The sequence below is a fragment of the Ensifer sp. Root1252 genome (genome assembly GCF_001425885.1).
In the GTDB taxonomy this organism is placed as follows: domain Bacteria; phylum Pseudomonadota; class Alphaproteobacteria; order Rhizobiales; family Rhizobiaceae; genus Ensifer; species Ensifer canadensis.
Genome location: NZ_LMDT01000019.1, coordinates 24,275 through 49,521 on the forward strand (window position 1 = coordinate 24,275; position 25,247 = coordinate 49,521).

The 25,247-nt window shown below is 61.9% G+C and carries 27 protein-coding genes; 17 read left to right on the plus strand and 10 right to left on the minus strand.

Annotation, left to right across the window (positions count from 1 at the left end):
* Positions 1–89: 89 nt before the first annotated feature.
* A complete protein-coding gene (locus tag ASD02_RS39230; protein WP_164474916.1) occupies positions 90–254 on the minus strand; it encodes a hypothetical protein in 165 nt (54 codons plus the stop codon).
* A gap of 243 nt (positions 255–497) precedes the next feature.
* Here ASD02_RS39230 and ASD02_RS19490 point away from each other — a divergent pair, with 243 nt between their 5' ends.
* Both ASD02_RS19490 and ASD02_RS19495 read left to right on the plus strand, forming a co-directional pair.
* Entirely contained in the window at positions 498–1,121 is a 624-nt protein-coding gene (locus tag ASD02_RS19490; RefSeq protein WP_025427908.1) for a DUF1236 domain-containing protein, read from the plus strand.
* A 338-nt stretch (positions 1,122–1,459) separates the two neighbouring features.
* Positions 1,460–1,726 carry a hypothetical protein gene (locus tag ASD02_RS19495; RefSeq protein ID WP_025427909.1) on the plus strand — a complete coding sequence of 89 codons (267 nt, stop codon included), beginning with the start codon at positions 1,460–1,462 and terminating at the stop codon, positions 1,724–1,726.
* Between the two features lie 75 nt (positions 1,727–1,801).
* On the opposite strand, the gene ASD02_RS19500 is transcribed toward ASD02_RS19495, so the two are convergent.
* Positions 1,802–2,692 carry a branched-chain amino acid aminotransferase gene (locus ASD02_RS19500; RefSeq protein ID WP_025427910.1) on the minus strand — a complete coding sequence of 297 codons (891 nt, stop codon included), beginning with the start codon at positions 2,690–2,692 and terminating at the stop codon, positions 1,802–1,804.
* A 271-nt stretch (positions 2,693–2,963) separates the two neighbouring features.
* On the opposite strand from ASD02_RS19500, the gene ASD02_RS19505 reads away from it, so the two are divergent.
* The 4 genes from ASD02_RS19505 to ASD02_RS19520 all read left to right on the plus strand — a co-directional run bounded on the left by ASD02_RS19505 (position 2,964) and on the right by ASD02_RS19520 (position 6,255).
* Positions 2,964–3,446: a MarR family transcriptional regulator gene (locus tag ASD02_RS19505; protein WP_025427911.1), complete on the plus strand. Its 483-nt coding sequence runs from the start codon at positions 2,964–2,966 to the stop codon at positions 3,444–3,446.
* Between the two features lie 45 nt (positions 3,447–3,491).
* The gene (locus ASD02_RS19510; protein ID WP_025427912.1) at positions 3,492–4,193 is read left to right on the plus strand and encodes a response regulator transcription factor; all 702 of its coding nucleotides are present in this window, start codon (positions 3,492–3,494) and stop codon (positions 4,191–4,193) included.
* Positions 4,194–4,325: 132 nt separating this feature from the next.
* The gene (locus ASD02_RS19515; RefSeq protein ID WP_025427913.1) at positions 4,326–5,708 is read left to right on the plus strand and encodes an ATP-binding protein; all 1,383 of its coding nucleotides are present in this window, start codon (positions 4,326–4,328) and stop codon (positions 5,706–5,708) included.
* A 43-nt stretch (positions 5,709–5,751) separates the two neighbouring features.
* The gene (locus tag ASD02_RS19520) at positions 5,752–6,255 is read left to right on the plus strand and encodes a tetratricopeptide repeat protein (RefSeq protein ID WP_198956839.1); all 504 of its coding nucleotides are present in this window, start codon (positions 5,752–5,754) and stop codon (positions 6,253–6,255) included.
* 158 nt (positions 6,256–6,413) lie between these two features.
* Here the strand turns inward: ASD02_RS19520 and ASD02_RS19525 are convergent, their stop codons facing one another.
* From ASD02_RS19525 to ASD02_RS19545, 5 genes are all read right to left on the minus strand, one after another.
* Positions 6,414–6,977, minus strand: a complete 564-nt coding sequence (locus tag ASD02_RS19525) for a protein-tyrosine phosphatase family protein (RefSeq protein ID WP_025427915.1) — start codon at positions 6,975–6,977, stop codon at positions 6,414–6,416.
* A 4-nt stretch (positions 6,978–6,981) separates the two neighbouring features.
* The gene (locus ASD02_RS19530) at positions 6,982–7,323 is read right to left on the minus strand and encodes a tRNA-binding protein (RefSeq protein WP_025427916.1); all 342 of its coding nucleotides are present in this window, start codon (positions 7,321–7,323) and stop codon (positions 6,982–6,984) included.
* Between the two features lie 15 nt (positions 7,324–7,338).
* Positions 7,339–8,157, minus strand: coding sequence for a pyrroline-5-carboxylate reductase (gene proC, locus ASD02_RS19535; RefSeq protein ID WP_025427917.1), 819 nt, complete (start codon positions 8,155–8,157; stop codon positions 7,339–7,341).
* A 1-nt stretch (position 8,158) separates the two neighbouring features.
* Entirely contained in the window at positions 8,159–8,659 is a 501-nt protein-coding gene (locus ASD02_RS19540) for a YbjN domain-containing protein (RefSeq protein WP_025427918.1), read from the minus strand.
* 447 nt (positions 8,660–9,106) lie between these two features.
* Positions 9,107–9,367: an accessory factor UbiK family protein gene (locus ASD02_RS19545; protein ID WP_025427919.1), complete on the minus strand. Its 261-nt coding sequence runs from the start codon at positions 9,365–9,367 to the stop codon at positions 9,107–9,109.
* 191 nt (positions 9,368–9,558) lie between these two features.
* On the opposite strand from ASD02_RS19545, the gene lgt reads away from it, so the two are divergent.
* The 8 genes from lgt (at position 9,559) to ASD02_RS19585 (ending at position 16,896) form a co-directional block, all read left to right on the plus strand.
* Positions 9,559–10,404, plus strand: a complete 846-nt coding sequence (gene lgt, locus ASD02_RS19550) for a prolipoprotein diacylglyceryl transferase (RefSeq protein ID WP_025427920.1) — start codon at positions 9,559–9,561, stop codon at positions 10,402–10,404.
* A 12-nt stretch (positions 10,405–10,416) separates the two neighbouring features.
* Entirely contained in the window at positions 10,417–11,520 is a 1,104-nt protein-coding gene (locus ASD02_RS19555) for a class I SAM-dependent methyltransferase (protein WP_025427921.1), read from the plus strand.
* A 255-nt stretch (positions 11,521–11,775) separates the two neighbouring features.
* Positions 11,776–12,570 (plus strand): peptidoglycan editing factor PgeF, encoded by a 795-nt coding sequence (gene pgeF, locus ASD02_RS19560; protein ID WP_025427922.1) that lies wholly within the window; start codon positions 11,776–11,778, stop codon positions 12,568–12,570.
* A gap of 1 nt (position 12,571) precedes the next feature.
* The gene (locus ASD02_RS19565; RefSeq protein ID WP_025427923.1) at positions 12,572–13,723 is read left to right on the plus strand and encodes a Xaa-Pro peptidase family protein; all 1,152 of its coding nucleotides are present in this window, start codon (positions 12,572–12,574) and stop codon (positions 13,721–13,723) included.
* 89 nt (positions 13,724–13,812) lie between these two features.
* Positions 13,813–14,628 (plus strand): hypothetical protein, encoded by an 816-nt coding sequence (locus ASD02_RS19570; RefSeq protein ID WP_057221063.1) that lies wholly within the window; start codon positions 13,813–13,815, stop codon positions 14,626–14,628.
* Positions 14,629–14,836: 208 nt separating this feature from the next.
* Positions 14,837–15,769 (plus strand): ribose-phosphate pyrophosphokinase, encoded by a 933-nt coding sequence (locus tag ASD02_RS19575; protein ID WP_025427925.1) that lies wholly within the window; start codon positions 14,837–14,839, stop codon positions 15,767–15,769.
* 516 nt (positions 15,770–16,285) lie between these two features.
* Positions 16,286–16,525, plus strand: coding sequence for a membrane protein (locus tag ASD02_RS19580; protein WP_025427926.1), 240 nt, complete (start codon positions 16,286–16,288; stop codon positions 16,523–16,525).
* Between the two features lie 17 nt (positions 16,526–16,542).
* Positions 16,543–16,896 (plus strand): EF-hand domain-containing protein, encoded by a 354-nt coding sequence (locus ASD02_RS19585; protein ID WP_025427927.1) that lies wholly within the window; start codon positions 16,543–16,545, stop codon positions 16,894–16,896.
* An 85-nt stretch (positions 16,897–16,981) separates the two neighbouring features.
* Here ASD02_RS19585 and ASD02_RS19590 read toward each other — a convergent pair whose 3' ends face one another.
* From ASD02_RS19590 to ASD02_RS19600, 3 genes are all read right to left on the minus strand, one after another.
* Positions 16,982–17,374: a DUF779 domain-containing protein gene (locus ASD02_RS19590; protein WP_025427928.1), complete on the minus strand. Its 393-nt coding sequence runs from the start codon at positions 17,372–17,374 to the stop codon at positions 16,982–16,984.
* A 199-nt stretch (positions 17,375–17,573) separates the two neighbouring features.
* Positions 17,574–19,082, minus strand: coding sequence for an aldehyde dehydrogenase (gene adh / locus ASD02_RS19595; RefSeq protein ID WP_025427929.1), 1,509 nt, complete (start codon positions 19,080–19,082; stop codon positions 17,574–17,576).
* 267 nt (positions 19,083–19,349) lie between these two features.
* A complete protein-coding gene (locus tag ASD02_RS19600; RefSeq protein ID WP_025427930.1) occupies positions 19,350–20,306 on the minus strand; it encodes a helix-turn-helix domain-containing protein in 957 nt (318 codons plus the stop codon).
* 248 nt (positions 20,307–20,554) lie between these two features.
* Between ASD02_RS19600 and ASD02_RS19605 the strand changes: the two genes are divergently transcribed.
* The 3 genes from ASD02_RS19605 (at position 20,555) to ASD02_RS19615 (ending at position 25,234) form a co-directional block, all read left to right on the plus strand.
* On the plus strand, positions 20,555–21,736 hold the full coding sequence (locus ASD02_RS19605) for a benzoate/H(+) symporter BenE family transporter (RefSeq protein ID WP_025427931.1): 1,182 nt from the start codon (positions 20,555–20,557) through the stop codon (positions 21,734–21,736).
* 233 nt (positions 21,737–21,969) lie between these two features.
* Positions 21,970–22,578, plus strand: coding sequence for a 50S ribosomal protein L25/general stress protein Ctc (locus ASD02_RS19610; protein ID WP_025427932.1), 609 nt, complete (start codon positions 21,970–21,972; stop codon positions 22,576–22,578).
* Positions 22,579–22,861: 283 nt separating this feature from the next.
* Entirely contained in the window at positions 22,862–25,234 is a 2,373-nt protein-coding gene (locus tag ASD02_RS19615) for an EAL domain-containing protein (protein WP_025427933.1), read from the plus strand.
* Positions 25,235–25,247 lie beyond the last annotated feature (13 nt).

The following is a 25,247-nucleotide window of genomic DNA, read 5'->3' on the forward strand; positions in this document are numbered from 1 at the left end:
GCAAAGGTCGCGGTAGCACTTAAATGACTGCATGCTGCCTTAAATCGAATACGATCTAAGGAAACATGCAGTGGAGATCGCGACGCGCTTTAACGCAGGCTGGCAATTTCCGCTGATGGAGACTGAGGTGCGGGGAGCTGCACGGTGGTAAGCAGCAAGGCCGAGACAAGCAGTTCGGCCGCAACGACGATTGCCACCACCGGGCGCAAGCCGTTGATGGCAGGATTTACCGGATTAACAGCTGAATTCGACATTGAACCTCCCTCTCCTGCCCGTGCTCACCTTCTTTGCGCGGGCATATCGCTGATCGTTCCCTCGGGCGCCTGCCCGACATCGACAGGAAAAATACTTTGATCGCGAAACAGTTCCCTCGGCGTAACGCCGGGTTGAACTGCGACAGGGTTAGTATGTCGCATCTTCACATTTCGTGACGTTACCGCGGGAACATCCCCACCATCGCTGCGTTTGCTCATCAGGGATAACGAAGGAGCATGATGATGAAGAACCTTACCAGCACCCTGTTGCGAACTGCCGCGGCTGCGGGTTTCGTACTCGTAGCTGGCACCTCGGCAGCCTTCGCAGCCATGACCGCCACAACCGTCACTGACCTCAATGTCCGCGCTGGCCCGGGCCCGCAATATCCCACCGTTGGCCTGGCAACACGCGGCAGCACCGCAGTCCTTGATGGCTGCATCGAAGGCAGCAAGTGGTGCCGTGTCGACGTCAACGGCCTTCGTGGCTGGGTCTATGCCCAATATCTGACCACCGATCTCGGCGGCGCTGCTGTCGTCGTTCAGGATCGACGCGCCGACCTGGCGGTTCCCGTCGTGACCTATGAGGCGCAGGCCGGCGATCCGCCAATGCCTGCACCCGGTGACGAGTTGCTCGGCCCTGTCGAAGAGGTCGATCCGATCGCGCCGCCGGATACGGTGCGCACCTATATCACCACCAACCCGGGCGAAACCGTCTATCTCGACGGCGAAGTCGTGGTCGGCGCCGAGCTGCCGCAGACAGTCGAAGTGCGCCGCGTGCCGGACTATAGCTACGACTATGTCAGCATCAACGGCCAGCCGGTTCTGGTCGAGCCGACAACACGCCGCATCGTCTACGTCTATCGCTAAACGAAACACGCCTCCACGTGGGCGAATACACAACCAACTCCAGCGGCTTGGCCGCTGGAGTTTTCGTTTGCACTGCAGCGAATCACCAGTCTTTTTTAGCCACGGGCGGCTGAAACGATCCTCGAACACTGCAGTAATTCTGTCATTTTTCGGCTTTCGAAGCTCGAAAAGCGCGGTTTCCGGCATGAAACAGCAACATTTTAGCGAGTAACGCCTTCACAGAAGGCAGCCGTGACTTCCCCAAATTGACAAGAGTCTAAATTCGGCCTCAACCTGTCCTTGCCGGATCATCGGCATTTGGCGGCTCGTCTTCGACGGGCCTGGATACGGAGGGATCAATGGAAGCATTAATGCCAATCATTACCCAATTGATCGCGGGGGCGGCCGGCGGCAACGCGGCCAGCGCAGTGTTGAAGCAAGGGGCATTCAGTGTCGTCGCACGCACGATCGTCGGCGCTATCGGCGGCCTCGGCGGGGGGTTCCTGATCCAGATGCTCGGTGGCGAAGCGGCCGCAACTGGTCTTGCGATGCAGGCACTCGGCGGCCTCGTCGGCGGCGGTGTGTTGAGCGGCATCGTCGGGCAATTCCTCGGAAAACAAGCCTGACGCCTTCCGAACGATATCCGTAGCAAGACAAAAGGCGGCCCTGGGCCGCCTTTTCTGCATTCAGGGATAATCCGGTTACTCGGCTGCCGCTGCAACCGGATAGACTTCCTTCATGTAGTCGTTCATCAGCGTTTCGCAGATGGTTGCCGGCGTGAAGCGATGGGGGCCGATCTCGGAAACAGGCGTGACCTCGGCGGCAGAGCCGGTCAGGAAGCACTCGCTGAAACCGGACAGTTCTTCCGGCATGATCGCCCGTTCGACCACTTGGTAGCCGCGGCGCTTCGCCAGCTCGATCACCGTGCGGCGGGTGATGCCGTCGAGGAAGCAATCCGGCACCGGCGTATGGATGACGCCATCCCTAACGAAGAAGATGTTGGCGCCGGTCGCTTCAGCCACCTGGCCGCGGTAGTCGAGCATCATCGCGTCGGCATAGCCCTTGGCTTCCGCCGCATGCTTGGAGATCGTACAGATCATGTAGAGGCCGGCAGCTTTCGATTTCGACGGCGCCGTCTTCGGATCCGGGCGGCGCCATTCGGCGATATCGAGACGAATGCCCTTCAGCTTTTCGGCCGGGTTGAAATAGCTGCCCCACTGCCAGATGGCGATCGCCACGTTGATGCGGTTGCTCTGGGCCGAAACGCCCATCATCTCGCTGCCGCGCCAGGCGATCGGCCGGACATAGGCTTCGGAGAAGCCCTGACGTTTCAGAAGTTCGACGCTCGCCGCGTCCAGTTCTTCGACGGAATAGGGAATCTTGAAGCCGAGGATTTCGGCGGAGTTGTGAAGGCGCTGGTTGTGTTCGGTCAGCTTGAAAATGCGGCCGCCATAGGCGCGCTCACCCTCGAATACGGCACTTGCATAGTGCAGGCCGTGGGTCAGCACGTGGATCTTGGCGTCCTTCCACGCGACGAACTCGCCGTTGAACCAGATTTCGCCGTCCAACTGATCAAAAGGAACCGCTGCCATGATGTCGTCCTCTGGCGCTTGTGCGCCATTCTTGCTGTTGATTATCTTCCCGCTTTCAGTTTATCGGCAAACTGATTGTGGGAAAATTCAATTTCGAGATTTTGGATTTGCGATCAGTGCGGCGCGGCATATCCTCCTGAGGTATTACCGCCGCCAAATGTCTCGCTTACCGAGCATGGACGCTACCAACGCGGTAAAAATATGTCAATAAAGCTGACATATTTTTCCGATTGTTTCGTAAGTTGCAACTTGGCTGAAAGGAAATGACCGCGTGGCCGGCCAATCCAAAGAAAACACCCGATATGTGGGCGACACGGTCGCGCACGACGATGATACGATCGACTTCGAAATCATCGAGCTGCTTTTCTTCGCCTATCGCGACTTCACCTCCGATCCGGATGCGATCCTGGAAAAGAGCGGCTTCGGCCGCGCCCATCACCGCGTCGTGCACTTTGTCGACCGCGAGCCGGGCATGACCGTGGCAGACCTGCTCGATACGCTGAAGATCACCAAGCAGAGCCTGGCCCGCGTGCTCAAGCAGCTGATCGATTCCGGCTATATCCGGCAGGTCACGGGGCCAGAGGACCGGCGCCAGCGCATGCTCTATACCACCGAGGAAGGCCAGGCGCTTGCCCGTGCGCTTGCCGAGCCACAGTCCCGCCGCATAGCCGATGCATTGGCAAAGACGGGTCCCGGCGCGCGCGAAACCGTCAAGCGCTTCCTTGCCTGCATGAAGAACGGCGCCGGGGACTGAAATGTCGAAAGCCCGCTATCGGCGGGCGACGGGGGAAAGCTAGGCATGACAACAAAAGCGACAGTCTCCGACGATGCAGCCCATCTACTGATCGTCGACGATGACAGGCGTATCCGCGATCTGCTCAACCGCTATCTGGTCGAACAGGGTTTTCGCGTCACGACCGCCGCCGACGCCGATGAAGCGCGACGCAAGCTGGTCGGTCTCGATTTCGACCTGTTGATCGTCGACGTGATGATGCCCGGCGAAAGCGGCATTTCCCTGACGCAGAGCCTGCGCCAGATCAAGACCGTGCCGATCCTGATGCTGACGGCGCTGGCGGAATCGAATTCTCGCATCGAGGGCCTCGAAGCCGGCGCCGACGATTATCTCTCCAAGCCGTTCGAGCCGCGCGAACTGGTGCTGCGCATCAGCAATATCCTGCGGCGCAACCAGCCGGCCCAGGCGCCCAAGATCGATCAGGTGATCTTCGGTCCCTACACCTTCTCCGTGGTACGCAAGGAGCTTCGACGCGGCGCCGATCACATCCGCCTTACCGACCGCGAGCAGGAAATCATGACGCTGTTCTCCCAACGCGCCGGCGAGACGATCCCGCGCCACGAGCTGATCGGCGACGATGCCGAGGTCGGCGAGCGCACCATCGATGTCCAGATCAATCGCCTGAGGCGCAAGATCGAGGACGATCCCTCCAATCCCGTTTGGCTACAGACGGTCCGCGGCATCGGCTATAGATTGAGCGTGGACTAAAGCATGTCGCGCAAAAGTGCGCAGCGGTTTTGCGCGACATGCGCAGAAACAAGAAATTAAAGCGCAAGAAGCGAATCCCGGAGATCGCGACGCGCTTTAGAGTGGCGACCCCGATGAGGGCAGCGGAAACCGATGGCAAGCTTTGACAGTATGCGGCGCGAGGCGGCAAACCCGAGCGACAATCCGTGGAAGCGCGTCACCCGCTGGCTGCGCCGGCGGTTGCCGATGGGCCTCTATGCCCGCTCGCTGCTCATCGTCATCATCCCGATGGTGCTGCTGCAATCGGTGGTCGCCTTCATCTTCATGGAGCGGCACTGGCAACTGGTGACACAGCGCCTCTCGGCAGCCGTGACCGGAGATATCGCGGCAATCGTCGATCTGATCGCCACTTTCCCCGCCGATCGCGACATTTCGGAAATCGTCCGCATCGCCCGCGACCAGCTCAATCTCAGCATTTCCGTCGAACCGGGCGGCGAACTGCCGCCGCCGCGGCCCAAGCCCTTCTTCGAGATCCTCGATCAAATCTTGAGCGAGGAGATCTCCGACCAGGTCCGCCGCCCCTTCTGGATCGACACGGTCGGCAATTCCAACCTTGTCGAAATCCGCATCAAGCTCGACGACGGCCGCATGCTCCGGGTCTATGCCCGCCGCAACCGGGCCTACGCCTCCAACACCCATATCTTCATCGTCTGGATGGTTGCCGCCTCGCTGGTGTTGCTGTCGATCGCCATCCTGTTCCTGCGCGGGCAGATCCGGCCGATCCTGGCGCTGACCAAGGCAGCGGAAAGTTTCGGCAAGGGCCAGAAGATCGACGACTTCGCACCGCGTGGCGCTGATGAAATTCGCCGCGCCGGCCTTGCCTTCATCCAGATGCGCGAGCGCATCGAGCGCCAGATCGAGCAGCGCACGGCCATGCTCACCGGCGTCAGTCATGACCTTCGAACCATCCTGACCCGCTTCCGGCTGCAGCTGGCGCTCGCCGGCAACAACCCCGACCTCGAAAGCCTCAATCAGGATGTCGACGACATGCAGAACATGCTCGAAGGTTACCTCGCCTTTGCCCGTGGGGAGGCTGAGGAAGACGTCGGGCAATTGAAGCTCAGCGACCTGATGACGCGTCTTGCCGCCGAAGCAGAACTGCACGGCAAGACGCTGACGACCTCCGTCGAGGGGGAGGACCAGGTCCGTGTTCGCCCGAACGCCTTCACCCGCCTTATCGCCAACCTGGCATCCAACGCCTATCGCTACGCCAACCGGGTCAATATCGAGGCACGCCACAGCGCCAAATGGGTGACGATCACGGTCGACGACGACGGGCCCGGCATTCCCGAGCGCTCGCGCGAGGACGTGTTCAAGCCGTTCTTCCGCCTCGACGAGGCGCGCAATCTCGACAGTTCGGGAACCGGCCTCGGCCTCGCGATCGCCCGCGACATCGCCCGCAGCCACGGCGGCAACGTCACGCTTGGCGACAGCCCGCTTGGCGGCCTGCGGGCAACCGTGCGTTTGCCGGCGTGAGCGGGGCGATCTGGTCAGCGCTGCAAATATGGAGGCTCCGGACTTGTCCGACACGCTAGACTGGGACGATTGGGAACAGCGGCTGGCGCTGCACTGGGCGGATTTCGGCCATATGGACGCGGACGCGTTTATCGCACGGCTCGATGTGCTGGCCGCCGAACTTCCGGACGGCGATCCGATCGGCCTCTTCGAGCGTGCATCAGCCCAGGATTCCCTCGGCAACGAAGCAAATGCAGCACCTCTGTATCGGCAGGCGCTTGCCGGTGGCCTCTCCGGCATTCGCCGCCGCCGCGCCACCATCCAGCTTGCAAGCACGCTGCGCAATCTCGGGCAGATCGAAGAGAGCATTGCCTTGCTGGAGGCCGAACGGACAATGCCATCCGACGAACTCGACGATGCGGTCTTAGGCTTTCTGGCGCTCTCGCTCGTCGATGCCGGACGAGCGCAGGAGGCGGCGGGCCTGGCGCTCGGCCGTCTGGCGCGCCATCTGCCCCGCTACAATCGCTCGCTCAAGCGCTACGCCGACGCGTTGCTGTCGGACGCGTGAGCATCCCCAAGCAAGTCGTTTTCCCCGAAAGCGCTGCCCACCTTCGGCCGGTTTATTCTTGAGCGTTTCCGATTTAGACGGAACCGCACAAACGCTCTATCTCTTTGTTTTTACGCATTTCTTGACGGAAAACCGCTTCGCACTTTTCCTGGAATGCTCTAGCGCGAATATATGGAAATCAGGCCGCGCCGCTCGTTGAAGCGGTGCCAGGCATCGATGCGACGCGGATGGCGCGCGCGCATGGCGTCGAGCGGTGCAAGCAACCGGCCCTCACGACCAAGCGACGCATCGAGGATCTCGATGATCCGGCGGTTCGGCCAGGGCTTTCTGGTGATCATCAAAAGCGCCCGAAAAGCCTCGTCCTCGCGGCCGGCGCCGAGCTGGTGGGCGATCAAACCATAGGCAAAAGCGGTCGAACGGCTGACGCCGGCATGGCAATGCACCAGAATGCGGCTCGACCTGTCGTCGGCAGCCGGCCGCATCGCTTCGAACACTTCAAGGACCAGATCCGGGAAATGCTGCGTCGCACCGGCGTTTTCCTGATCGCGCATGCGCACGACGCGGTGGCTCGCCTCGGCGATAACAGGCACGTCGGTATCGGGCAATTCCGGATCGAGCAGCGAGAGAACATGGCTGGCGCGCCAGTCGCGCGCAGCATCAGCCGCGCGCCAAAGGCAGGAGACCTTGACGCGCTCGGGTATCAGATCAACATGGATTGTCATCGGATCACATCAGTTTGCGGCCGTTGGGAATCGCCTTGTCGATGGCGGCCAGCACGATTGCGCCAGCCTCGTCTTCAAAGCCCAGCGTAAGAACCTCGGAACGGACAGGACCGATCTGGCGTGGCGGAAAATTGACCACTGCCATGATCTGCCGGCCGATGAGATCCTCAGGCTGGTAGTGCACCGTGATCTGCGCCGATGACTTTTTTATGCCGATTTCAGGGCCGAAATCGATCTGCAGCTTGTAGGCCGGCTTGCGCGCCTCGGGGAAAACCTCGGCTTCGATGATGGTGCCGACACGAATATCGACGCGTTCGAAATCTGCGAAAGTAATCGTTTCCGACATGACAATGCTCTTGAATTAACCGGCCAGTTCCTCGGCGCGCTGGCGGGCAGCGGCAATGGCCTTGTCGAAAAGTGGCTGCATCCCGTCATCGGCCATCAGCACCGCGAGTGCTGCGGCGGTCGTGCCACCCGGCGAGGTTACGTTCTGGCGCAGCCGCGAAGCGTCGTCGGGGGACTGATAAAGGAGTTCACCAGCCCCCGCGACGGTTTCCCGCGCGAGCCGCATGGCGAGGTCCGCCTTGAGACCGGCCTTGCGCCCGGCCTCCGCCATGCACTCGACGAGGTAGAAGACATAGGCCGGACCGCTTCCGGAAACGGCGGTGACGGCATCGATATCGGCTTCAGTCTCGACCCATTCGACCGGGCCGCTGACCTTCAGGAGATCATGTACCTGGCCGCGCTGCGCGTCGCTGACGCGGGCATTGGCAAAGGCGCCGGTAACACCGCGCCCGATCATCGCCGGCGTGTTGGGCATGGCGCGCACGGTGGCGGTAGCACCCAGATGGCTTTCGATGAAGGCAAGCGTCTTGCCGGCAGCGACTGAAACTATCACCGTGCTTGCACCGACGAGTGTCTTCAGCGGCGGCAGCACCGCCTCCATCACCTGCGGCTTGACGGCGATGAAAATCACCGCAGCCTCGACGCCAGCGGGAGCCGAGGTCGCGTGACTGACGCCATTGTCGGCGATCAGCTTTGCCATCGCCGGCGGCGGGCCGGGATCGATGACGAGAATGTCGGCGCCCTTGACGCCGCTCTTCAGCCAACCGCTGAGCATGGCGCCGCCCATGTTGCCGGCGCCGATGAGAACGATGGGACCGGAAGCGACGGCTGCCATCTCAAGCCTCCCCGACCGTTTCGAACAGCACCGCATCAACGGCGCGCTGCGCATCCATGCCCGACCAGACGACGAACTGGAACGCCTGGAAATAGGACTCGCAGGCATCAAGCGCGCTCGAAAGCAGAACTTCGACCTGCTGATTGGTGGGCTCGGCGCCGCCGGCGAGCAGCAGCGACTGCCGGAAGATCACCACCTCTTCCTGCCGCCACAGATCGAAATGCCCCATGAGCACCTGACCGTTGATGTGCGACAGAAGACGGATGACTTCGTTGACGCGGCTGTCGGGAACCTTGATGTCGAAGGCACAGGCAAGATGCAGCGCCTCGAACTCTTCCATCCACGAGAAGGAAACGTGGTAGTCCGCCCACTTGCCCTCCACGGTCATGGCGATCTCGTCCTCGCCCGACCGTTCGAATGACCAGTCATTGGTGGCGGCCACAAACTCGATCATATCGACCGGGTTGGACTGACGCTCGATTTCCATTTCCAAAAGGCTCATGCATCACCCTAGTAGGCGCGACACAGGCGCGCGTTATCACGTTTACAAGACGCAACTCTGCAAACCTGGCACTGAATAAGAACACACTATGATTGCTGAACTCACATCCATCCTGGCTGACTTACCCTGCCTGGAGCTTGCGTGGTCCGTTTCGAATCATCATTTAAAATCAGTGTATAATGGCGGAGTCAGGCTGCCAGCCCCCCGGCCGAAAAATAGCCGGGTACAACCACTTGCGTGTTGCCATTTCGATTCAGCGCGGGTGGTTAAGCGACTCTGGCATAAGGGTTTTTTGCCAGTGTCCACAGGTGGAAAACTTTTCAGGTTTTATTAACCTCCCTGTGCGGCGTTTCACACCGCCAAGGAATAACGACAGCAAAACGCCCGCAGAATCGATCCGCGGGCGAAGTAGAAACGTTGAAAAGCCGTTATTTCGCAAGAATCGCGTTACTTGCCACTTTCGGCGAGACGCGCTTCCAGAGCCTCGATACGCGCCAGAAGCGCATCGTTTTCGTCGCGCGCCTTGATCGCCATTTCCTTCACGGCTTCGAACTCCTCGCGCTTGACGACATCGAGCGAATTCATCGCGCGCTCGGCCTGGGCGCGAAACGCGGTCTCGACCTCGCGACGCACACCCTGGGCCGCCCCTGCGGCATCGGTCATCAACTTGGCAAAATCATCCATGATGCGGTTGGCGCCTGTGCTCATCGTTCTGATCTCCATATTCAGCCGCCGCCTCGCACTGCGATGCGGTCCTGGTTTTCAGGTAGGGTCAGGCGCGAACGGATGCAAGAAAAATCACCAAACTGTGGCTGGCCGTCGGCCGCAAGCGGCCTTGACCCCGCCGGATTCGATCGCCATGTTCCGGCAAAACAACCGGTCCGGAACGAGAAGACATTTTGGAAACCATCGCGACCCGCCTCGCCATTCTCCCCTTCCCTCAAATCGATCCCGTGATCTTCCAGATCGGTCCGCTCGCTGTCCACTGGTACGGACTGGCCTATGTCGCCGGTATCCTCATCGGCTGGTACTACGCGCGCCGCCTCGTGCAGAACACGTCGCTCTGGCGCAATGGCGAACCCGCGGCAACCCTGGCGCAGCTCGACGACTTCCTGCTCTGGGCCGCCGGCGGCATCGTGCTTGGCGGCCGCATCGGCTACATCCTCTTCTATGATCTGGGCTCCGTTCTCGAAAACCCGATCCGCGCGCTCGAGATCTGGAATGGCGGCATGTCGTTCCACGGCGGCTTCCTCGGCACGACCATCGCCATGATCGTCTTTGCGCGCAGGAACGGCATCGCCATCTGGAGCATGTTCGATATCGTCGCGACCGTGGTGCCAATCGGCCTGTTCTTCGGCCGCATCGCCAACTTCATCAATGGCGAACTCTGGGGCCGGCTGTCGTCCATGCCCTGGGCAATGGTGTTTCCGACCGGCGGCCCCTTTGCCCGCCACCCGAGCCAACTCTATGAGGCGGCACTCGAGGGTCTCGTGCTGCTCACCGTCATCGCCTGGTTCATTTATCGCCGCCATGCGCTGAAATCGCCGGGTCTTGTCACCGGCATCTTTGTGCTCGGTTATGCCGCAAGCCGCATTTTCGTCGAATTCTTCCGCGAACCGGACGCGCAGATCGGCTATCTCGCCGGCGGTTGGTTGACCATGGGCATGCTGCTTTCGCTGCCGATGGCGCTTGCCGGCATCTGGGCCATCGCCCGGGCGTGCCGGGCCGCCGTCGCTGCTGCATAATTGGACGGGCGCATGACGACACCACTCGCGGACAAGATAAAGACGCTGATCAGGACCAACGGACCGATCAGCGTCACCGACTATTTCTCGCTCTGCCTCGCGGATCCGGAGCACGGATACTATCGCGTTCGCGAACCCTTCGGCAAAGCGGGCGACTTCACCACGGCGCCTGAAATCAGCCAGCTCTTCGGCGAGATGATCGGCATCTTCCTGGTTCATGCCTGGCAGCAGCATGGCGCGCCGGAGCAGCCCGTGATCGTCGAGATCGGCCCCGGCCGCGGCACGATGATGTCCGACGTCCTACGGGTCGTCAGGCGCCTGTCCCCCGAACTCTATGCCACCGCCAGCGTCCATCTCGTCGAAACGAGTGATCGCCTGCGCAAGATCCAGGCGGAAACACTGGCCGCCCATGGCGAGAAGGTGGAATGGCACACCAGTTTCGAAACGCTGCCGGAGGGTTTTGTGCTCCTGGCGGCCAACGAGCTTTTCGATGCCATCCCGATCCGCCAGTTCGTGCGAACGCCGCAAGGGTTTCGCGAACGCATGGTCGGCCTCGACGCTGAGGACGAGCTGACATTTGCCGCGGGGATTGCCGGCATCGACCCGACACTGTTGCCGACGCCCGCACAAGCAGTTGCCGAAGGCACGATCTTCGAGATCGCGCCTGCCCGCGACGCAGTCATGGCCGCCCTTTGCGAACGGCTGAAGATCGGCGGCGGCACCGCCGTCATCATCGACTACGGGCACCTGGCGACGAACTACGGCGACACGCTGCAAGCGCTGCTCGACCATCAGTACGATCCGCCACTTGCCAACCCTGGACGCGCCGACCTGACCAGCCATGTCGACTTCGAGCAACTGGCGCGGCGCGCGCAGAACGACGGCGTGCAGATCAATGGGCTTGCTCACCAGGGCGATTTCCTGATCGGCCTTGGTCTTCTGGAGCGCGCCGCGGCGCTGGGCCGCGAGAAGGATGCAATGATCCAGGAAGGCATCCGCCAGGACGTCGAAAGGCTTGCCGGATCCGGCGAAGGCAAGATGGGCGAACTTTTCAAGGTGCTCGCCGTCAGCAGCCCGCCAATCGCGCTTCCGCCGTTTCGCAAACCCAAGGCATGATTGCTTCGGGCGTGGCCGGCCAAGGGTGAAAATCATATAGAGGGCCTGGGGTGTTCCTGCGCCCCTTGAGCCTTGGGATTGGCGCCTTGCGCCATCGGCCCTAAGCCCGCGCCGAACGGCACCCCTGTCGTTCGGCAATTGACAGCCCCGCCATCGCGGGTCAACATCGCGCTGGCAAATCAGCCGCCAGCCACCGGGCCACACGTGCCCCCAACCCCATTGAAACTCACGTCAAAGCAAAGGGCGAAAACACCGATGCAGCATGATGCCGCGCTTTCCCCCGTGCAAAGCTCGCTCTTTAGCGACAAGGCCGGTCCGGCGATCGCACATGGTTATTTCACCCGCCAAGGCGGCGTTTCCGAAGGCATCTATCGCGGACTGAATGTTGGTCTCGGCTCGAATGACGACAAGGAGCGGGTCGGTGAGAACCGCGCTCGTGTCAGCCGCTGGTTCGGCGCCGCTCCGGAACAGCTTGCCACCGTCCATCAGGTCCATTCCCCCGACGCCATCGTCGTGGACGCAAGCTACGACGGCAGCCGACCTACGGCCGACGCCCTGGTGACGGCGACGCCCGGCATCGTGCTTGGCGTTCTGTCGGCCGATTGCGGACCTATTCTGTTTGCCGATGCCGACGCCGGTGTCATCGGCGCGACCCATGCCGGTTGGAAGGGCGCGCTCGGCGGCGTGCTCGAAAGCACGATCGAGGCGATGCTGACGCTCGGCGCCAGCCGCGAACGCATCGTCGCCTGTCTCGGACCTTCGATCAGCCGGCGCAACTACGAAGTCGGCGCCGAGTTCGTCGATCGGTTCCTGGCGACCGATGGCAGCTATGCGCAATTCTTCAACCCATCCGAACGCGACGGCCACGCCATGTTCGATCTGCCGGGCCTGACCATCGCACGCCTTACCGCAGCCGGCGTTACCGCCGAAAACCTCGACATCTGCACCTATGCAGACGAGGATCGCTTCTTCTCCTACCGCCGCACCACGCATCGGCAGGAGCCGGACTACGGCCGGCAGATATCCGCAATTTGCATACGGGAGACCTGACATGGCGCTTCAATTTGCCCAGGAGGAATATGCCGCCCGCCTTGAGCGGCTGACCGCGAAGATGCGCGAAGACAAGCTCGACGCGGTTCTGCTCTTTGCCCAGGAAAGCATGTACTGGCTGACCGGCTACGACACCTTCGGCTACTGCTTCTTCCAGACGCTGGTGGTCAAGAAGGACGGTTCAATGGTGCTTTTGACGCGCTCGGCCGACCTGCGCCAGGCCCGTCACACCTCCAATATCGAGCGCATCGAGATCTGGGTCGACCGTGTCAACGCCGACCCGACGATGGACCTGAAGAACCTCTTGAGCGAAATGGACCTGCTCGGCAGCCGCATCGGCGTCGAATACGACACCCATGGCATGACCGGCCGCACCGCACGCCTTGTCGACAACCAGCTTTCGACCTTCGGCGAGCTCGTCGATGCCTCGCTGCTCGTCAGCCGGCTGCGCCTGATCAAGAGCCCGGCCGAAATCGCCCATGTGGAAAAGGCCGCAAGCCTTGCCGATGACGCGCTCGACGCCGCGCTGCCGCTGATCGGCCCCGGCGGCAACGAAGCTGACATCCTTGCCGCGATGCAGGGAGCGATCCTTGCCGGCGGCGGCGACTACCCCGCCAACGAGTTCATCATCGGGTCGGGCGCCGACGCGCTGCTCTGCCGCTACAAGGCCGGCCGCCGGTTGCTCGACAGCCAGGATCAGCTGACGCTGGAATGGGCGGGCGTCAGCGCCCATTATCACGCCGCCATGATGCGCACCGTCGTGATCGGCGAACCGACCAACCGCCACCGCGAGCTTTACAGCGCCTGCCGTGAGACCATCCAGGCGATCGAGATGGTGCTGCGCCCCGGCAACACCTTCGGCACGGTCTTCGACGTGCACGCCAAGATCATGGACGAGCGCGGCCTGGCCCGGCACCGCTTGAACACCTGCGGTTATTCGCTGGGCGCGCGCTTCTCGCCGTCCTGGATGGAGCACCAGATGTTCCATGTCGGCAACCCGCAGGAGATCGAGCCTGACATGTCGCTGTTCGTGCACATGATCATCATGGATTCCGACAGCGGCACGGCCATGACGCTCGGCCAGACCTACATCACAACCACCGATACGCCGCGTGCTCTTTCCCGTTATGGGCTGGACTTCATTTCTGCTTAGGGAAATCCGCCTACACTCGCGCTGAAATGGCAGACAACAGGAGATGACTTCACAGAACTGCCGCGAAGGAAAGACGGACGGTTTGAACGATGCGAAAGCTTATCACGCCCATCGCAAGCCTTGGCCTTGTAGCGGCCCTGGCAAGTTGTAACAGCACGGACGCGCTGATACCGCAGGTCGATGTCGGCGGCGGAACGTTCCGCTCGCCGCCGGTGACGCAGTCCGACCTCGAATCGATGTCGACGCAGACCGCCGTCGTTCCGGTGCAAAGCTCGCCGGTGCAGCGGACCCGGGCCTTCGCCTCCCAGCCGGCACCTGCCAGCATGCCGACGGAATATGCGACCGGCGACAGCACCTACACCGATCCCGCCGGCTCGCTTGAGGCGCAGGCAAGTCGCCTGGCTTCCGGTGTGGAACCGGTGCAGAACACGACGATGCTCGCCGAGCCGGCGCCTGTGGAAACATCCGAACCTGTTGCCGAAGAGGTTCAGCAGCAGCAGCCGGCCGTTGCCTCCGTGCCTTCCGCAAGCACGGCGACGAGCGGGACGATCCGCTTCCTGCCGATCATCGGCGCGCCTGTCGCCGCCGTCACGCCGCTGTCGAAACAGCTCGGCGCCGAGGCGCGCAGCCATGGCCTGACGATCAAGGGTTCGGCCGATGCCAGCAGCGAACATATCCTCAAGGGCTACTTCTCGGCCCTGAAGGACAATGGCAAGACCACGATCGTCTACGTCTGGGATGTGCTCGACGGCAGCGGCAATCGGCTGCACCGCATTCAGGGGCAGGACTCAGTTGCCACTGTCGGTGCCGATCTCTGGGAGGGCATTCCGGCCGAAACCATGCAGGCAATCGCCACCAAAACCATCAGCGCCTACCTCGAATGGCGGCAATCCAGACCCCGTTGATACAAAGTTTTTAGGATAATGCGCTTCGCGGCGCAGCATTCCCCTTGCATTCAAGTTCAGTGTCGCTAAAAAGCGGCCGATCAGCTCTGAACGGCGGCCATCCGCAATGAATGTCCGCGATTGGAATGGCTCTCGGAATCTGCGCGGAAAATGCCGCTCCCGGAAATGAACCCGGACGGTAGCCGCGCCAGCTCAAGGCGGTCCGTCAATGAAGGTTTTCGCAGGCAATTCGAACCGGCTGCTGGCCGAAGCGATCTGCAACTATCTCAACCTGCCTCTTGGAAAAGCGACCGTAAGGCGGTTTGCCGATCAGGAGATTTTCGTCGAGATCGGCGAAAACGTGCGCGGCGAGGATGTCTTCATCATCCAGTCGACCTCGTTCCCCACCAACGATCACCTGATGGAACTGCTCATCATGATCGACGCGGTGCGCCGCTCCTCGGCCCGCCGCATCACCGCGGTGCTGCCCTATTTCGGCTACGCCCGCCAGGACCGTAAGCCCGGTCCGCGCACGCCGATCTCGGCCAAGCTGGTTTCCAACCTGATCACCGAGGCCGGCGCCGATCGCGTGCTGACCCTCGATCTTCACGCCGGCCAGATCCAGGGCTTCTTCGACATTCCGACCGACAACCTCTATGCGATCCCGATCCTCGCCCGCGACGTCAAGGAAAACTACGACCTGAAGAACGTCATGGTCGTTTCGCCCGACGTCGGCGGCGTGGTACGCGCCCGTGCGCTCGCCAAGCGTCTCGACTGTCTGCTTGCCATCGTCGACAAGCGCCGCGACCGCCCGGGTGAATCCGAAGTGATGAACGTCATCGGTGACGTGAAGGGCAAGGACTGCCTGCTGATCGACGACATCGTCGATTCCGGCGGCACGCTCTGCAACGCGGCCGAAGCGCTGTTGAAGAACGGCGCAACGAGCGTTACCGCCTATATCACCCACGGCGTGCTTTCCGGCGGCGCGGTTGCCCGCGTCACCTCGTCGATGCTTAAGGAACTTGTCATCACCGACTCGATCCAGCCGACGACGGCGGTTCAGTCGGCGCACAACATCCGCGTCATCACCACGGCAACTCTGCTCGGCGAGGCGATCAACCGCACCAGCCAGGAAGAATCGGTTTCGAGCCTCTTCGACTGAGAGAGGCTCGGCCGCCCGCAAAAGCATCCGTCTTCGTCAAGCGGGATTTGGCGCCCATTTTCTGTCGTTCCTGAAAAGCGCGTTGCGTTTAGGCAGCCCTATGCAACGCGCTTCCAAGGCTCGATTTCACGCATGTCGTTGTCGCAAGACGGCTGTGCACTCTTGTGCGACATGCCTTAGCGCATAATTCTTTCGTTAAATCGAAAACGGTCTAGCGAAAGAATTATGCAGTAAATCAAAGCGCTACAGCAATCTTTGCGCGTCTAGTTGGAGGCGCGGCGCTGTAGCAACGGCCCCCGAGAGTTGTCATCTTCCATCCCAAGGGGTAACATCTGCCCGCTGTTGCTGACACCTTTCTCTGCAGACAGCATTGTTCATCAATGACGTGCTTCTGATCGAACAGAAGCCTTTTTGATTCTTAGAAGAACATAATCGGAACGTTACTTCCATGCAGCGCCACGCAAATGGCGGCTCCCCGATCTATCCCGATCACCCCGGATAATTTTGGAGGAAAAGATGAGTAACTGTACGCTAACCCTCATTCTTGCAGGCGGCCTCGCCTTGTCTGGTTGCCAATCTGCTACGTACTCTCGGACGAGCACCGGCGATTTCGGCTGCCTTGCCGGGACCGTCAGCGGCGCAATCCTTGGCGGGTTCGCCGGCTCGGCCATCGGCGCAGGCACCGGTCAGCTCTGGGCTGTCGGCGGCGGCGCCACCCTTGGCGGTGCGGTTGGTAATGCCTTGACTTGCCGCTGATTGCGAAAGGCTACGAGATGCGAAAAGTGACTCTCCTTATGGCATCCGTGCTTTGCCAGTTCGCTCCGGTCGCCGCACAGGATAAGCCTGCGGCGATGTATCAGGGGCAAATGGATCGGCTCGACCGCGACGGCGACGGCGTGATCAGCCGGTCCGAATATCAGGCCTTCATGACAACGGCTTTCGCAAATCTGGACAAGAACAAGGACGGCACTCTAAGCGCCGACGAGGTAGCGCCTGTCCTTAACGCCCAACAGTTTGCCGCCATCAACGTGAACCGCGACGGCAAGATCACCCAAAGCGAGTTCCTGAACAGCGTGATGGCCGATTTCAAGGCGGCCGACCGCGGCGGCGACGGCAGTCTGCAGTAGAACGCGCGCGGATCGGACGAAAAACGGTCGCGAAGGCAGCGCAACAGAGGACACGGCTGTCAGCTCACGCTGGCGGAAGTAGCGGTCATGCGCCGGCGCTTGTCGCCGTGGCTGTGGCCGCCAGCGGGCAGGCCTCGCCACCACCGAAGAGGCGCGAACGCGTCAGGAAGCGTCGCTCGCGACCATTGTCGAGCGAGAACATCCCGCCCCTGCCCGGCACCACGTCGATGATCAACTGCGTATGCTTCCAGACTTCGAACTGGCTGGCGCTGATATAGACGGGAACGCCGCCAATCTCGCCGAGCTTCACGTCATTGTCGCCGACGATGTAGTCGTCGGCGGGATAACACATCGGCGACGAGCCGTCGCAGCAGCCACCCGATTGATGGAACAGGATGTCGGGATGATCGCGCCTGATCTCGGCGATGAACTCGAGCGCCGCGTCGGTCGCCAGCACGCGCGGTTCGGTGGTGGTCATGTTGAGCCTCCTTGCGCATGTCGCGCAAAAGTGTGCAGCGGTTTTGCGATGACGATATGCGCGAATCAAGCGCCTTGAAACAAGCGCCGCGCCTTGCGTTTTCAAAGTCGGGGTGGACCGAGGGCGAGAGCTGGAGAAGAGCCCTCGGCCACACCTGGGAGGCCCTCTCCCATAGGGGAGAGGGAACGATGGCGAAGCCTCAGAAGAAGCCGAGCGCCTTCGGGCTGTAGCTCACCAGCATGTTCTTGGTCTGCTGGTAATGGTCGAGCATCATCTTGTGGGTCTCGCGACCGATGCCCGATTGCTTGTAGCCGCCGAAGGCCGCATGGGCCGGATAGGCATGGTAGCAATTGGTCCACACCCGGCCCGCCTGGATCTCGCGGCCGAAGCGGTAGCAACGGTTGGCGTCACGGCTCCAGACCCCGGCGCCAAGGCCGTAGAGCGTATCGTTGGCGATCTCCAGCGCTTCGGCTTCGGTCTTGAAGGTGGTGACGGACACCACCGGCCCGAAGATCTCTTCCTGGAACACCCGCATCTTGTTGTGCCCGCGGAAGACGGTCGGCTTGACGTAGAAGCCTTCCGCCAGCTCGCCTTCGAGCACGTTGCGGCCGCCGCCGGTCAACACCTCAGCGCCCTCCTGCCTGCCGATGTCGATATAGGAGAGGATCTTTTCGAGCTGCTCGCTCGACGCCTGCGCGCCGATCATCGTGGCGCTGTCGAGCGGGTTGCCCTGTCGGATCGCCTCGACACGCTTCAACGCCCGCTCCATGAAGCGATCATAGATGCTTTCCTGGACCAGGGCGCGGCTCGGGCAGGTGCAGACTTCGCCCTGGTTGAGCGCGAACATCGCGAAACCTTCGAGCGCCTTGTCGAAATAGTCGTCGTCCTCGGCCAGCACGTCGGCGAAGAAGATGTTCGGCGACTTGCCGCCAAGCTCGAGCGTGACCGGAATGAGGTTCTGGCTGGCATATTGCATGATCAGCCGCCCGGTTGTCGTCTCGCCGGTAAAGGCGATCTTGGCGATGCGCGGGCTGGTGGCCAGCGGCTTGCCGGCTTCAAGACCGAAACCGTTGACGATGTTGAGCACGCCGGCCGGCAACAGGTCGCCGACGAGGTCTGCCCAGACCAGGATCGAGGCCGGCGTCTGCTCGGCCGGCTTCAGCACCACGCAATTGCCAGCGGCCAGCGCCGGCGCGAGTTTCCATGCGGCCATCAGGATCGGGAAGTTCCAGGGGATGATCTGGCCGACGACGCCGAGCGGCTCGTGAAAATGATAGGCAACCGTGTCGTGGTCGATCTCGCCGATAGAACCTTCCTGGGCGCGGATGCAGGCGGCGAAATAGCGGAAATGATCGATCGCCAGCGGAATGTCGGCGGCCATGGTTTCGCGGATCGGCTTGCCGTTGTCGAAGGTCTCGGCGCGCGCCAGAAGCTCCAGATTGTCTTCCATGCGGCTGGCGATCTTCATCAGGATGTTCGACCGCTCCGCAGCCGACGTGCGCGCCCACTTCTCGCGGACGGCATGGGCAGCGTCGAGCGCAAGCTCGATGTCGGCCGCATCCGAGCGCGCGACCTGGCACAGCACGCCGCCGGTCACCGGCGTCGTATTGTCGAAATAGCGCCCGGCCACCGGCTCGCGCCATTCACCGCCGATGAAGTTGCCGTATTTCTGCTTGAACGGGCTCTCGACGATCTTCTGATGCAACATGTTCATTCCTCCCTGTGAACAGCAACCAAAGCTGTGAGAGGAAGGTGAAGCCGAACGTGCGTGTTCGATAGTGAGGCACGATCGCCAGCGACGCGATCTGTTTCAGATGTGAGACACCTGGGCTGAGGTCAGCGTGCTGCAGCGCAATAAGCGGCGCGTTGATGAGTGATTCGAGCCGCTTCCGCCCCTCATCCCCCTGCCGGGACCTTCTCCCCGCCAGCGGGGAGAGGGTTAGGATGAGGGGGCAGCCTCATTTGAGGTAAAAGTTCAGTTAACCGAAAGCCGTTTCATCTTGCGATAAAGCGTGGCGCGGCTGATGCCGAGCAGTTCGGCTGCCATCGACACATTGCCATTGGCGCGCGACAGCACGCGCCGAAGCGCGGCCCGCTCGGCATCGGGAAGCTCGCTCCCGTCGCCGGACGGATCCTCCTTGAGAAGATCGGATGCCGGAATGCCCGAGGCGATGCGTTTGTCGTCGAGTCCGAGCCATTGCCGCGCCGCGCGTGTCGCGCCCTTGACGAGGTCGTCGCGATCGACAGCCAGAAGTGCCGGCCCTGCCCGGTCGATCGGCACGAGCACGATCCGCGATCCGGCAAAGGCTCGACGGAAGAGCCCCGCCTCGATACGCGCGGCCGCATCGCGCACGGCCTGTGACAAAAGCGAGACGGTGATCTCCGACGCATCATCGCGGCAGGTGGAGATGTCGATCGCCGCCGCCAGCCGGCCGAGGTGATCGCGGATCGGCGCGGTCGTGCAGCTAAGCCCGATATTGCTGCTGAGGAAATGCTGATCACGCTGGATAATGACGGCGCGCTCGTCGGCGATCGCCGTGCCGATGCCGTTGGTGCCGACGCTGGCCTCGCTCCAGATAGTTCCTGACCACAGTCCGACATCGCGGAAATCCGCATCGTCACCGACCGCACCACGCCGCTCCAGCGCCACGCCCTTGTCGTCGGTCAGAAGCAGGCAGCAGCCGGCCTTGCCGACCGTCGCAAACAGCCGGTCGAGTTCGCCGCCCGCCTCGGCGATCAGTTCGGCCGATCGCTGCCGCGCCAATCGGAACTCGCTATCGGAAAGTCGAACCGGTGTGCGCCGATCCTCAGGTGCCAGGCCATGGAGCGTCATGCAGCGGCGCCAGGATGCGGCCACCGGCGAGCTTGCAGCCGCCGAGGACCGGTGCGCAACCTGATAGACGTATTCCGTATGATCCCTGACGGCAGGCATCGGTTTCCTCCCTGCAAGCCACGTCCGGCAACGCAAGTCCCACCCGATCTCCCAAACGGCTGAGCCTGCTTTGGCCATACTATAGGCATCGATTGGATGAGAGGTCCAGCAAGACGAAGGTCCACCTTCATGCCCGCATCAGCGCGTTTGATGCGTTCATCACGCCGGCGGTATCGACACGCCGGCGGAATATGATACGCGAGTTCGAGCATCATCCGACACTCATTCACAACAACCGGTTGCCAGCCATGCTTCGTGACTTCTCGCTCCAGAGCCTCTTCATGGGTCTCTTGATCGCCTTTGTCGGCTTCGCCAGCTCCTTCGCCGTCGTCCTTCACGGCCTTGGCGGCGTCGGTGCGACAGAAGCACAGGCCGCATCCGGGCTGATGGCGCTGTCGATCTCGATGGGCGTATGCGCCGTCATCCTCAGTGCCGTGACCCGGCTGCCGGTCAGCGTCGCCTGGTCGACGCCTGGTGCCGCGCTGCTCGCCAGTTCCGGCATGGTCGAGGGCGGCTTCAACGCCGCGGTCGGTGCCTTCCTCGTCTGCGGCCTGCTCATCGTTATTGCCGGCCTCTGGAAGCCGCTCGGCCGCATGGTCTCGTCCATTCCGGCGACACTGGCAAATGCCATGCTGGCCGGCGTCCTGCTCAGCCTTTGCTTTGCCCCGGTCAAGGCGATCGGCTTCAATCCGCTGTTCGGCCTGCCGATCCTCTTGGCCTGGGCGATCGTCGGCAGCGTCAACAAGCTCTATGCGGTGCCGGCCGCCCTGCTCGCCTTCGTGCTGGTGATCGCCTTTGGCGTCGAAATGCCTGCTGATGCCCTGGCCGAGCTGTCTTCGGCTCTGGTGCCGCGGCCGGAATTCGTGATGCCCGCCTTCACGACGCCTGCGATGATCAGCATCGCGCTGCCGCTGTTCATCGTTACAATGGCGTCGCAGAACATTCCCGGCATCGCCGTCATGAAGGTCAATGACTATAACCCCACCCCCGGCCCGCTGTTCGCGACGACCGGCCTGTTTTCGATGCTGAGCGCGCCCTTCGGCGGCCATGCGGTCAACCTTGCGGCGATCACGGCGGCCATGGGTGCCGGCGCCGACAGCCATCCGGATCCGGCGCGACGCTACTGGTCGACGATCAATGCCGGCATCTTCTATGTCATCTTCGGCCTGCTCGCCGGCGCGGTCACCACCTTCGTCAGCCTCGCACCATCGGTGCTGATCGAGGCAGTCGCCGGTCTTGCGCTTGTCGGCGCCTTTGCCGGCTCCGCCATGGCGGCCTTCACCGACGCCAGGACACGCGAGGCGGCCGCAATCACCTTCCTGGTCACCGCCTCCGGCGTCAGCTTCGGCGGCGTTTCGGGCGCCTTCTGGGGGCTGATCGCCGGTGGCCTGATGCTGGCGCTGGCGCGCTTCACGCGCAAAAAGGCCTGAGCGCGACGCGCCTTCGCACTTTGATTTCACGCAAGTCGTTATCGCAAAACCGCTGTGCACTCTGCGCCACATGCTTTAAAACCGCGGCAAAGCTTGCATTTGCGGGTGATCTCGTCTATGCACCGCCCGTCCGCGTAGACACCCTTGGAGGCAACGCGGATGAAGCCCATGCGGCTTCGGTTTTTCCGCATTGCGGATGAACTCTCCAGAATTAGACATAGAAAGGTCTACCTATGAGCCACGCAACTTATGAGCTCAAGGCCGAGACGCGCGAACGGGTTGGTAAGGGGTCCTCCCGTGAACTCCGTCGCAACGGTCTTATCCCAGCTGTCATCTACGGTGACAAGCAGGCCCCCATTTCGATCGCGCTGTCCACCAAGGACGTGACGATGAAGATCCACGCCGGCGGTTTCATGACCACCGTTGCGGTCATCGACGTCAACGGCGAAAAGATCCGCGTCCTGCCGAAGGACTACCAGCTGGATCCGGTCCGCGACTTCACCATGCACGTTGACTTCCTGCGCGTCTCCAAGGACAGCAAGGTCACCGTTCAGGTTCCGGTTCACTTCGTCAACGAAGAGAAGTCCCCGGGCCTCAAGGCCGGCGGCGTTCTCAACATCGTTCGCCACGAAGTCGAACTGGCCGTTGCTGCCGACGACATTCCGGAATTCCTGACCGTTGACCTGTCGGGTCACAAGGTCGGCGACGCGATCCACATCTCCAACATCAAGCTGCCGAAGGGCGCGACCCCGGTTATCACCGACCGCGACTTCACGGTTGCCACGATCGCTGCTCCGGCTGGCGGTCTGAAGGAAGAAGAAGAAGGCGAAGCAGAAGCCTGATTCACCTTGAGGTGAAGCGGCGATCCGGCATCGGCCGGATACCCTGCGGTACCCATTGAAAGGCCCGCCCCGTCAAACGAGGCGGGCCTTTTGCGTTGAACGCACCGGTTGCCGCCGTGCTGTCCCTGTCCTGCAATCGAGCAGGCTTCCTCACGAATTGTCACGTAGCAATTTCAGCAACATTTAAGGTTTTGATGATGTTCTTGCGCCGGGGAAATTTGTAAGCAAGCGTCTAAAGAGAATCCGAAATGACACGAGTGGCAACGCCTGGGGGATGCGTCCAGTGATGCATTCCGTCGAGAACCGATTTATTGCGATTGTCTGCGGTGCAATGCTGGTTTTCGTTGCCCCACTCTTCGTGCTCTTCCTCAGCATCTCCAGCGAACGCGCCGCCCGTGAGCGCCTGCACAACATCGAGCTTCTGATGGGCGCAAGCGCCGAAGCGTTGGGCAAGCCGATCTGGGATTTCGACAGCGACGGCATCAAGCGCATCGCCCGCTCGCTGATGAACGACACCGATATCGTCGCTGTCACCATCCGCGACACCTCCGGCTCGATCCTCGCGCAGATGCCCTCCGGCGGCCTCGGCATCGACAGCGACAGCCGCAGCCTGAAAACACCCATTTCCTACGACTCGATCGACGGCATCAAGGAAATCGGCAGCATCGAAGTGCGCGCGCCGACACCCGGCCTGCTATCGCAGTTCAGCAAGGACGAGCTGGCTATCCTCGCCATCCTGCTGATTGCCGTAGCCACCGTCTTTGCCGCCGCGCTCATCGGCAACCGCTTCACCGTCATTCGCCCACTGATGCGCTTGACGTCCGCCATAGAGGCGACCCGGCGCCTGGGCTCGCGCCACCGGGTCGATTGGACCTCGGACGACGAAATGGGCGCGCTGGCTGCCAATTTCAACGAGATGCAGGACCGGCTCGAGCGTGAGTCGATGGAGCTGAAGAGCGCGCATGAGCGCGCCACCGACATCTACAACCTGACCCCGGCGATGCTGTTCTCGCTCGACACCGACAACCGCCTCTGCGCCGTCAGCGATTACTGGCTGCTGGCAACCGGCTATCACCGCGAACAGGTGATCGGCGAGGATTTCACCGATTTCATCGACCCGCACTGGCACGAGACCTACCGCAGCCACGCCAAGGCGATTGCCGTCGGCGACCACGACATCTGCGAGGTCACAGTCCCCTTCCGCAAAGCAGACGGCGCGTTCATGACCGTGCTGATCCTGGAGACGGAAACGGCCGGCGATGGCGACCTGTCGCTATCCGTCATGACCGACGTCACCGCGTTGAAGCAGGCCGAAAGCCGCAACCATGCCCAGGCGATCACCGATCACCTCACCGGCCTTCTCAACCGCCAGGGCTTCGAGGCGGCACTCGACGAGGCGATCGTCACCGCCGATGCCTGCGGCATCCAGGTCGGCTGCCTGTTCATCGACCTCGACCGCTTCAAGTGGATCAACGACAATTTCGGCCATGCCGCCGGCGACGAGGTTCTGCGCCACACGGTCGAGCTGATCCGCGCAACCCTGCGCCCTGACGATGTCATGTCACGCCTCGGCGGTGACGAGTTCGCGATCCTGGTATCGGATAAGGACGTCGCCACTCTTGCGTCTGAAATCGGCGAGCGCATCGTCAGTGCCCTGCGCGAGCCGATGCCGATTGCCGGCAACGAACTTTTCGTCAGCGCCAGCGTCGGCATCTCCGTTTATCCCGAGCACGCCGAGAATGCTTCGGACCTGCTGCTCAACGCCGACATGGCGATGTATGCGCGCAAACGCGACGGCAAGAACGGTCTGCAGGTCTTCGACGCCAGCATGCTCGATGCCGCGCGCGAGCGCCACGAGATCGAACAGTGCATCGAAGCGGCCCTCAAGGACGATCACTTCGAGGCGTGGCTGCAGCCGATCGTCAGCCTCAGCGACGGCCAGATCGCCGGCTTCGAGGCCTTGATGCGCCTCAACCACCCGGAAAAGGGCGTGATGCCGCCGGGCAAGATCATCGGCATTGCCGAGGAAACGGGAACGATCGCCCGCATCGGCGATTGCATTCTCGAAAAGGCTATCCGGCATCTGGCTGATATCTCCGCCCTCGACGGCACGCAGAACACCTATCTCGCGGTAAACTTCTCGCCGCTGCAGTTCGAGCTTACGCTGCCGCACAAGCTCGCGGCCCTGCTCCTCAAGCACCATATTTCGCCGAACCGGATCGTCATCGAAATCACCGAGGCGGTGCTGATGCTCGACAATCCGGAAGTGCACGCGGTGCTGAAGCAGCTCAACGAGTTCGGCTGCCGGATCGCGCTCGACGATTTCGGAACGGGCTACTCGTCGCTGAGCTACCTCAACCGCTTCCCGGTCGACATCGTCAAGGTCGACCAGTCCTTCACCCGTTCGCTCAGCTCCGGCACCGCCGATATCCGCCGCAAGAGCCGGATGCTGATCAAGGGCATCCGCACGATCTCGCACCAGATGGGCTGCACCGTGGTCGCGGAAGGCATCGAGACCAAGGAGCAGTGGCAACTCCTGCGCAAGCTTGGTGTGGATTGTGGGCAGGGTTATCTTTTCAGCCGCCCCATGCCGATCGGCAAGATGCTGGCCATGCTGGAGAGCGATTCCGAAGTCAAGGCCAACATCCAGGCATAACGGCCAGACACTG

Excerpts from the sequence above, each read along its gene's own strand:
- proC (WP_025427917.1), bottom strand. The coding sequence starts at position 8,157 with ATGGCAGCCGTCGCTTCCGGTCCCATCGTTCTCATCGGCGCCGGCAAC.
- ASD02_RS19610 (WP_025427932.1), top strand. The coding sequence starts at position 21,970 with ATGAGCCACGCAACTTATGAGCTCAAGGCCGAGACGCGCGAACGGGTT.
- ASD02_RS19585 (WP_025427927.1), top strand. The coding sequence starts at position 16,543 with ATGCGAAAAGTGACTCTCCTTATGGCATCCGTGCTTTGCCAGTTCGCT.
- ASD02_RS19515 (WP_025427913.1), top strand. The coding sequence starts at position 4,326 with ATGGCAAGCTTTGACAGTATGCGGCGCGAGGCGGCAAACCCGAGCGAC.
- pgeF (WP_025427922.1), top strand. The coding sequence starts at position 11,776 with ATGCAGCATGATGCCGCGCTTTCCCCCGTGCAAAGCTCGCTCTTTAGC.
- ASD02_RS19580 (WP_025427926.1), top strand. The coding sequence starts at position 16,286 with ATGAGTAACTGTACGCTAACCCTCATTCTTGCAGGCGGCCTCGCCTTG.
- ASD02_RS19590 (WP_025427928.1), bottom strand. The coding sequence starts at position 17,374 with ATGACCACCACCGAACCGCGCGTGCTGGCGACCGACGCGGCGCTCGAG.
- ASD02_RS19575 (WP_025427925.1), top strand. The coding sequence starts at position 14,837 with ATGAAGGTTTTCGCAGGCAATTCGAACCGGCTGCTGGCCGAAGCGATC.
- adh (WP_025427929.1), bottom strand. The coding sequence starts at position 19,082 with ATGTTGCATCAGAAGATCGTCGAGAGCCCGTTCAAGCAGAAATACGGC.
- ASD02_RS19525 (WP_025427915.1), bottom strand. The coding sequence starts at position 6,977 with ATGACAATCCATGTTGATCTGATACCCGAGCGCGTCAAGGTCTCCTGC.
- ASD02_RS19510 (WP_025427912.1), top strand. The coding sequence starts at position 3,492 with ATGACAACAAAAGCGACAGTCTCCGACGATGCAGCCCATCTACTGATC.
- ASD02_RS19495 (WP_025427909.1), top strand. The coding sequence starts at position 1,460 with ATGGAAGCATTAATGCCAATCATTACCCAATTGATCGCGGGGGCGGCC.
- ASD02_RS19565 (WP_025427923.1), top strand. The coding sequence starts at position 12,572 with ATGGCGCTTCAATTTGCCCAGGAGGAATATGCCGCCCGCCTTGAGCGG.
- ASD02_RS19605 (WP_025427931.1), top strand. The coding sequence starts at position 20,555 with ATGCTTCGTGACTTCTCGCTCCAGAGCCTCTTCATGGGTCTCTTGATC.
- ASD02_RS19540 (WP_025427918.1), bottom strand. The coding sequence starts at position 8,659 with ATGAGCCTTTTGGAAATGGAAATCGAGCGTCAGTCCAACCCGGTCGAT.
- ASD02_RS19545 (WP_025427919.1), bottom strand. The coding sequence starts at position 9,367 with ATGAGCACAGGCGCCAACCGCATCATGGATGATTTTGCCAAGTTGATG.
- ASD02_RS19570 (WP_057221063.1), top strand. The coding sequence starts at position 13,813 with ATGCGAAAGCTTATCACGCCCATCGCAAGCCTTGGCCTTGTAGCGGCC.
- ASD02_RS19490 (WP_025427908.1), top strand. The coding sequence starts at position 498 with ATGAAGAACCTTACCAGCACCCTGTTGCGAACTGCCGCGGCTGCGGGT.
- ASD02_RS19555 (WP_025427921.1), top strand. The coding sequence starts at position 10,417 with ATGACGACACCACTCGCGGACAAGATAAAGACGCTGATCAGGACCAAC.
- ASD02_RS19530 (WP_025427916.1), bottom strand. The coding sequence starts at position 7,323 with ATGTCGGAAACGATTACTTTCGCAGATTTCGAACGCGTCGATATTCGT.
- ASD02_RS39230 (WP_164474916.1), bottom strand. The coding sequence starts at position 254 with ATGTCGAATTCAGCTGTTAATCCGGTAAATCCTGCCATCAACGGCTTG.
- ASD02_RS19600 (WP_025427930.1), bottom strand. The coding sequence starts at position 20,306 with ATGCCTGCCGTCAGGGATCATACGGAATACGTCTATCAGGTTGCGCAC.
- ASD02_RS19500 (WP_025427910.1), bottom strand. The coding sequence starts at position 2,692 with ATGGCAGCGGTTCCTTTTGATCAGTTGGACGGCGAAATCTGGTTCAAC.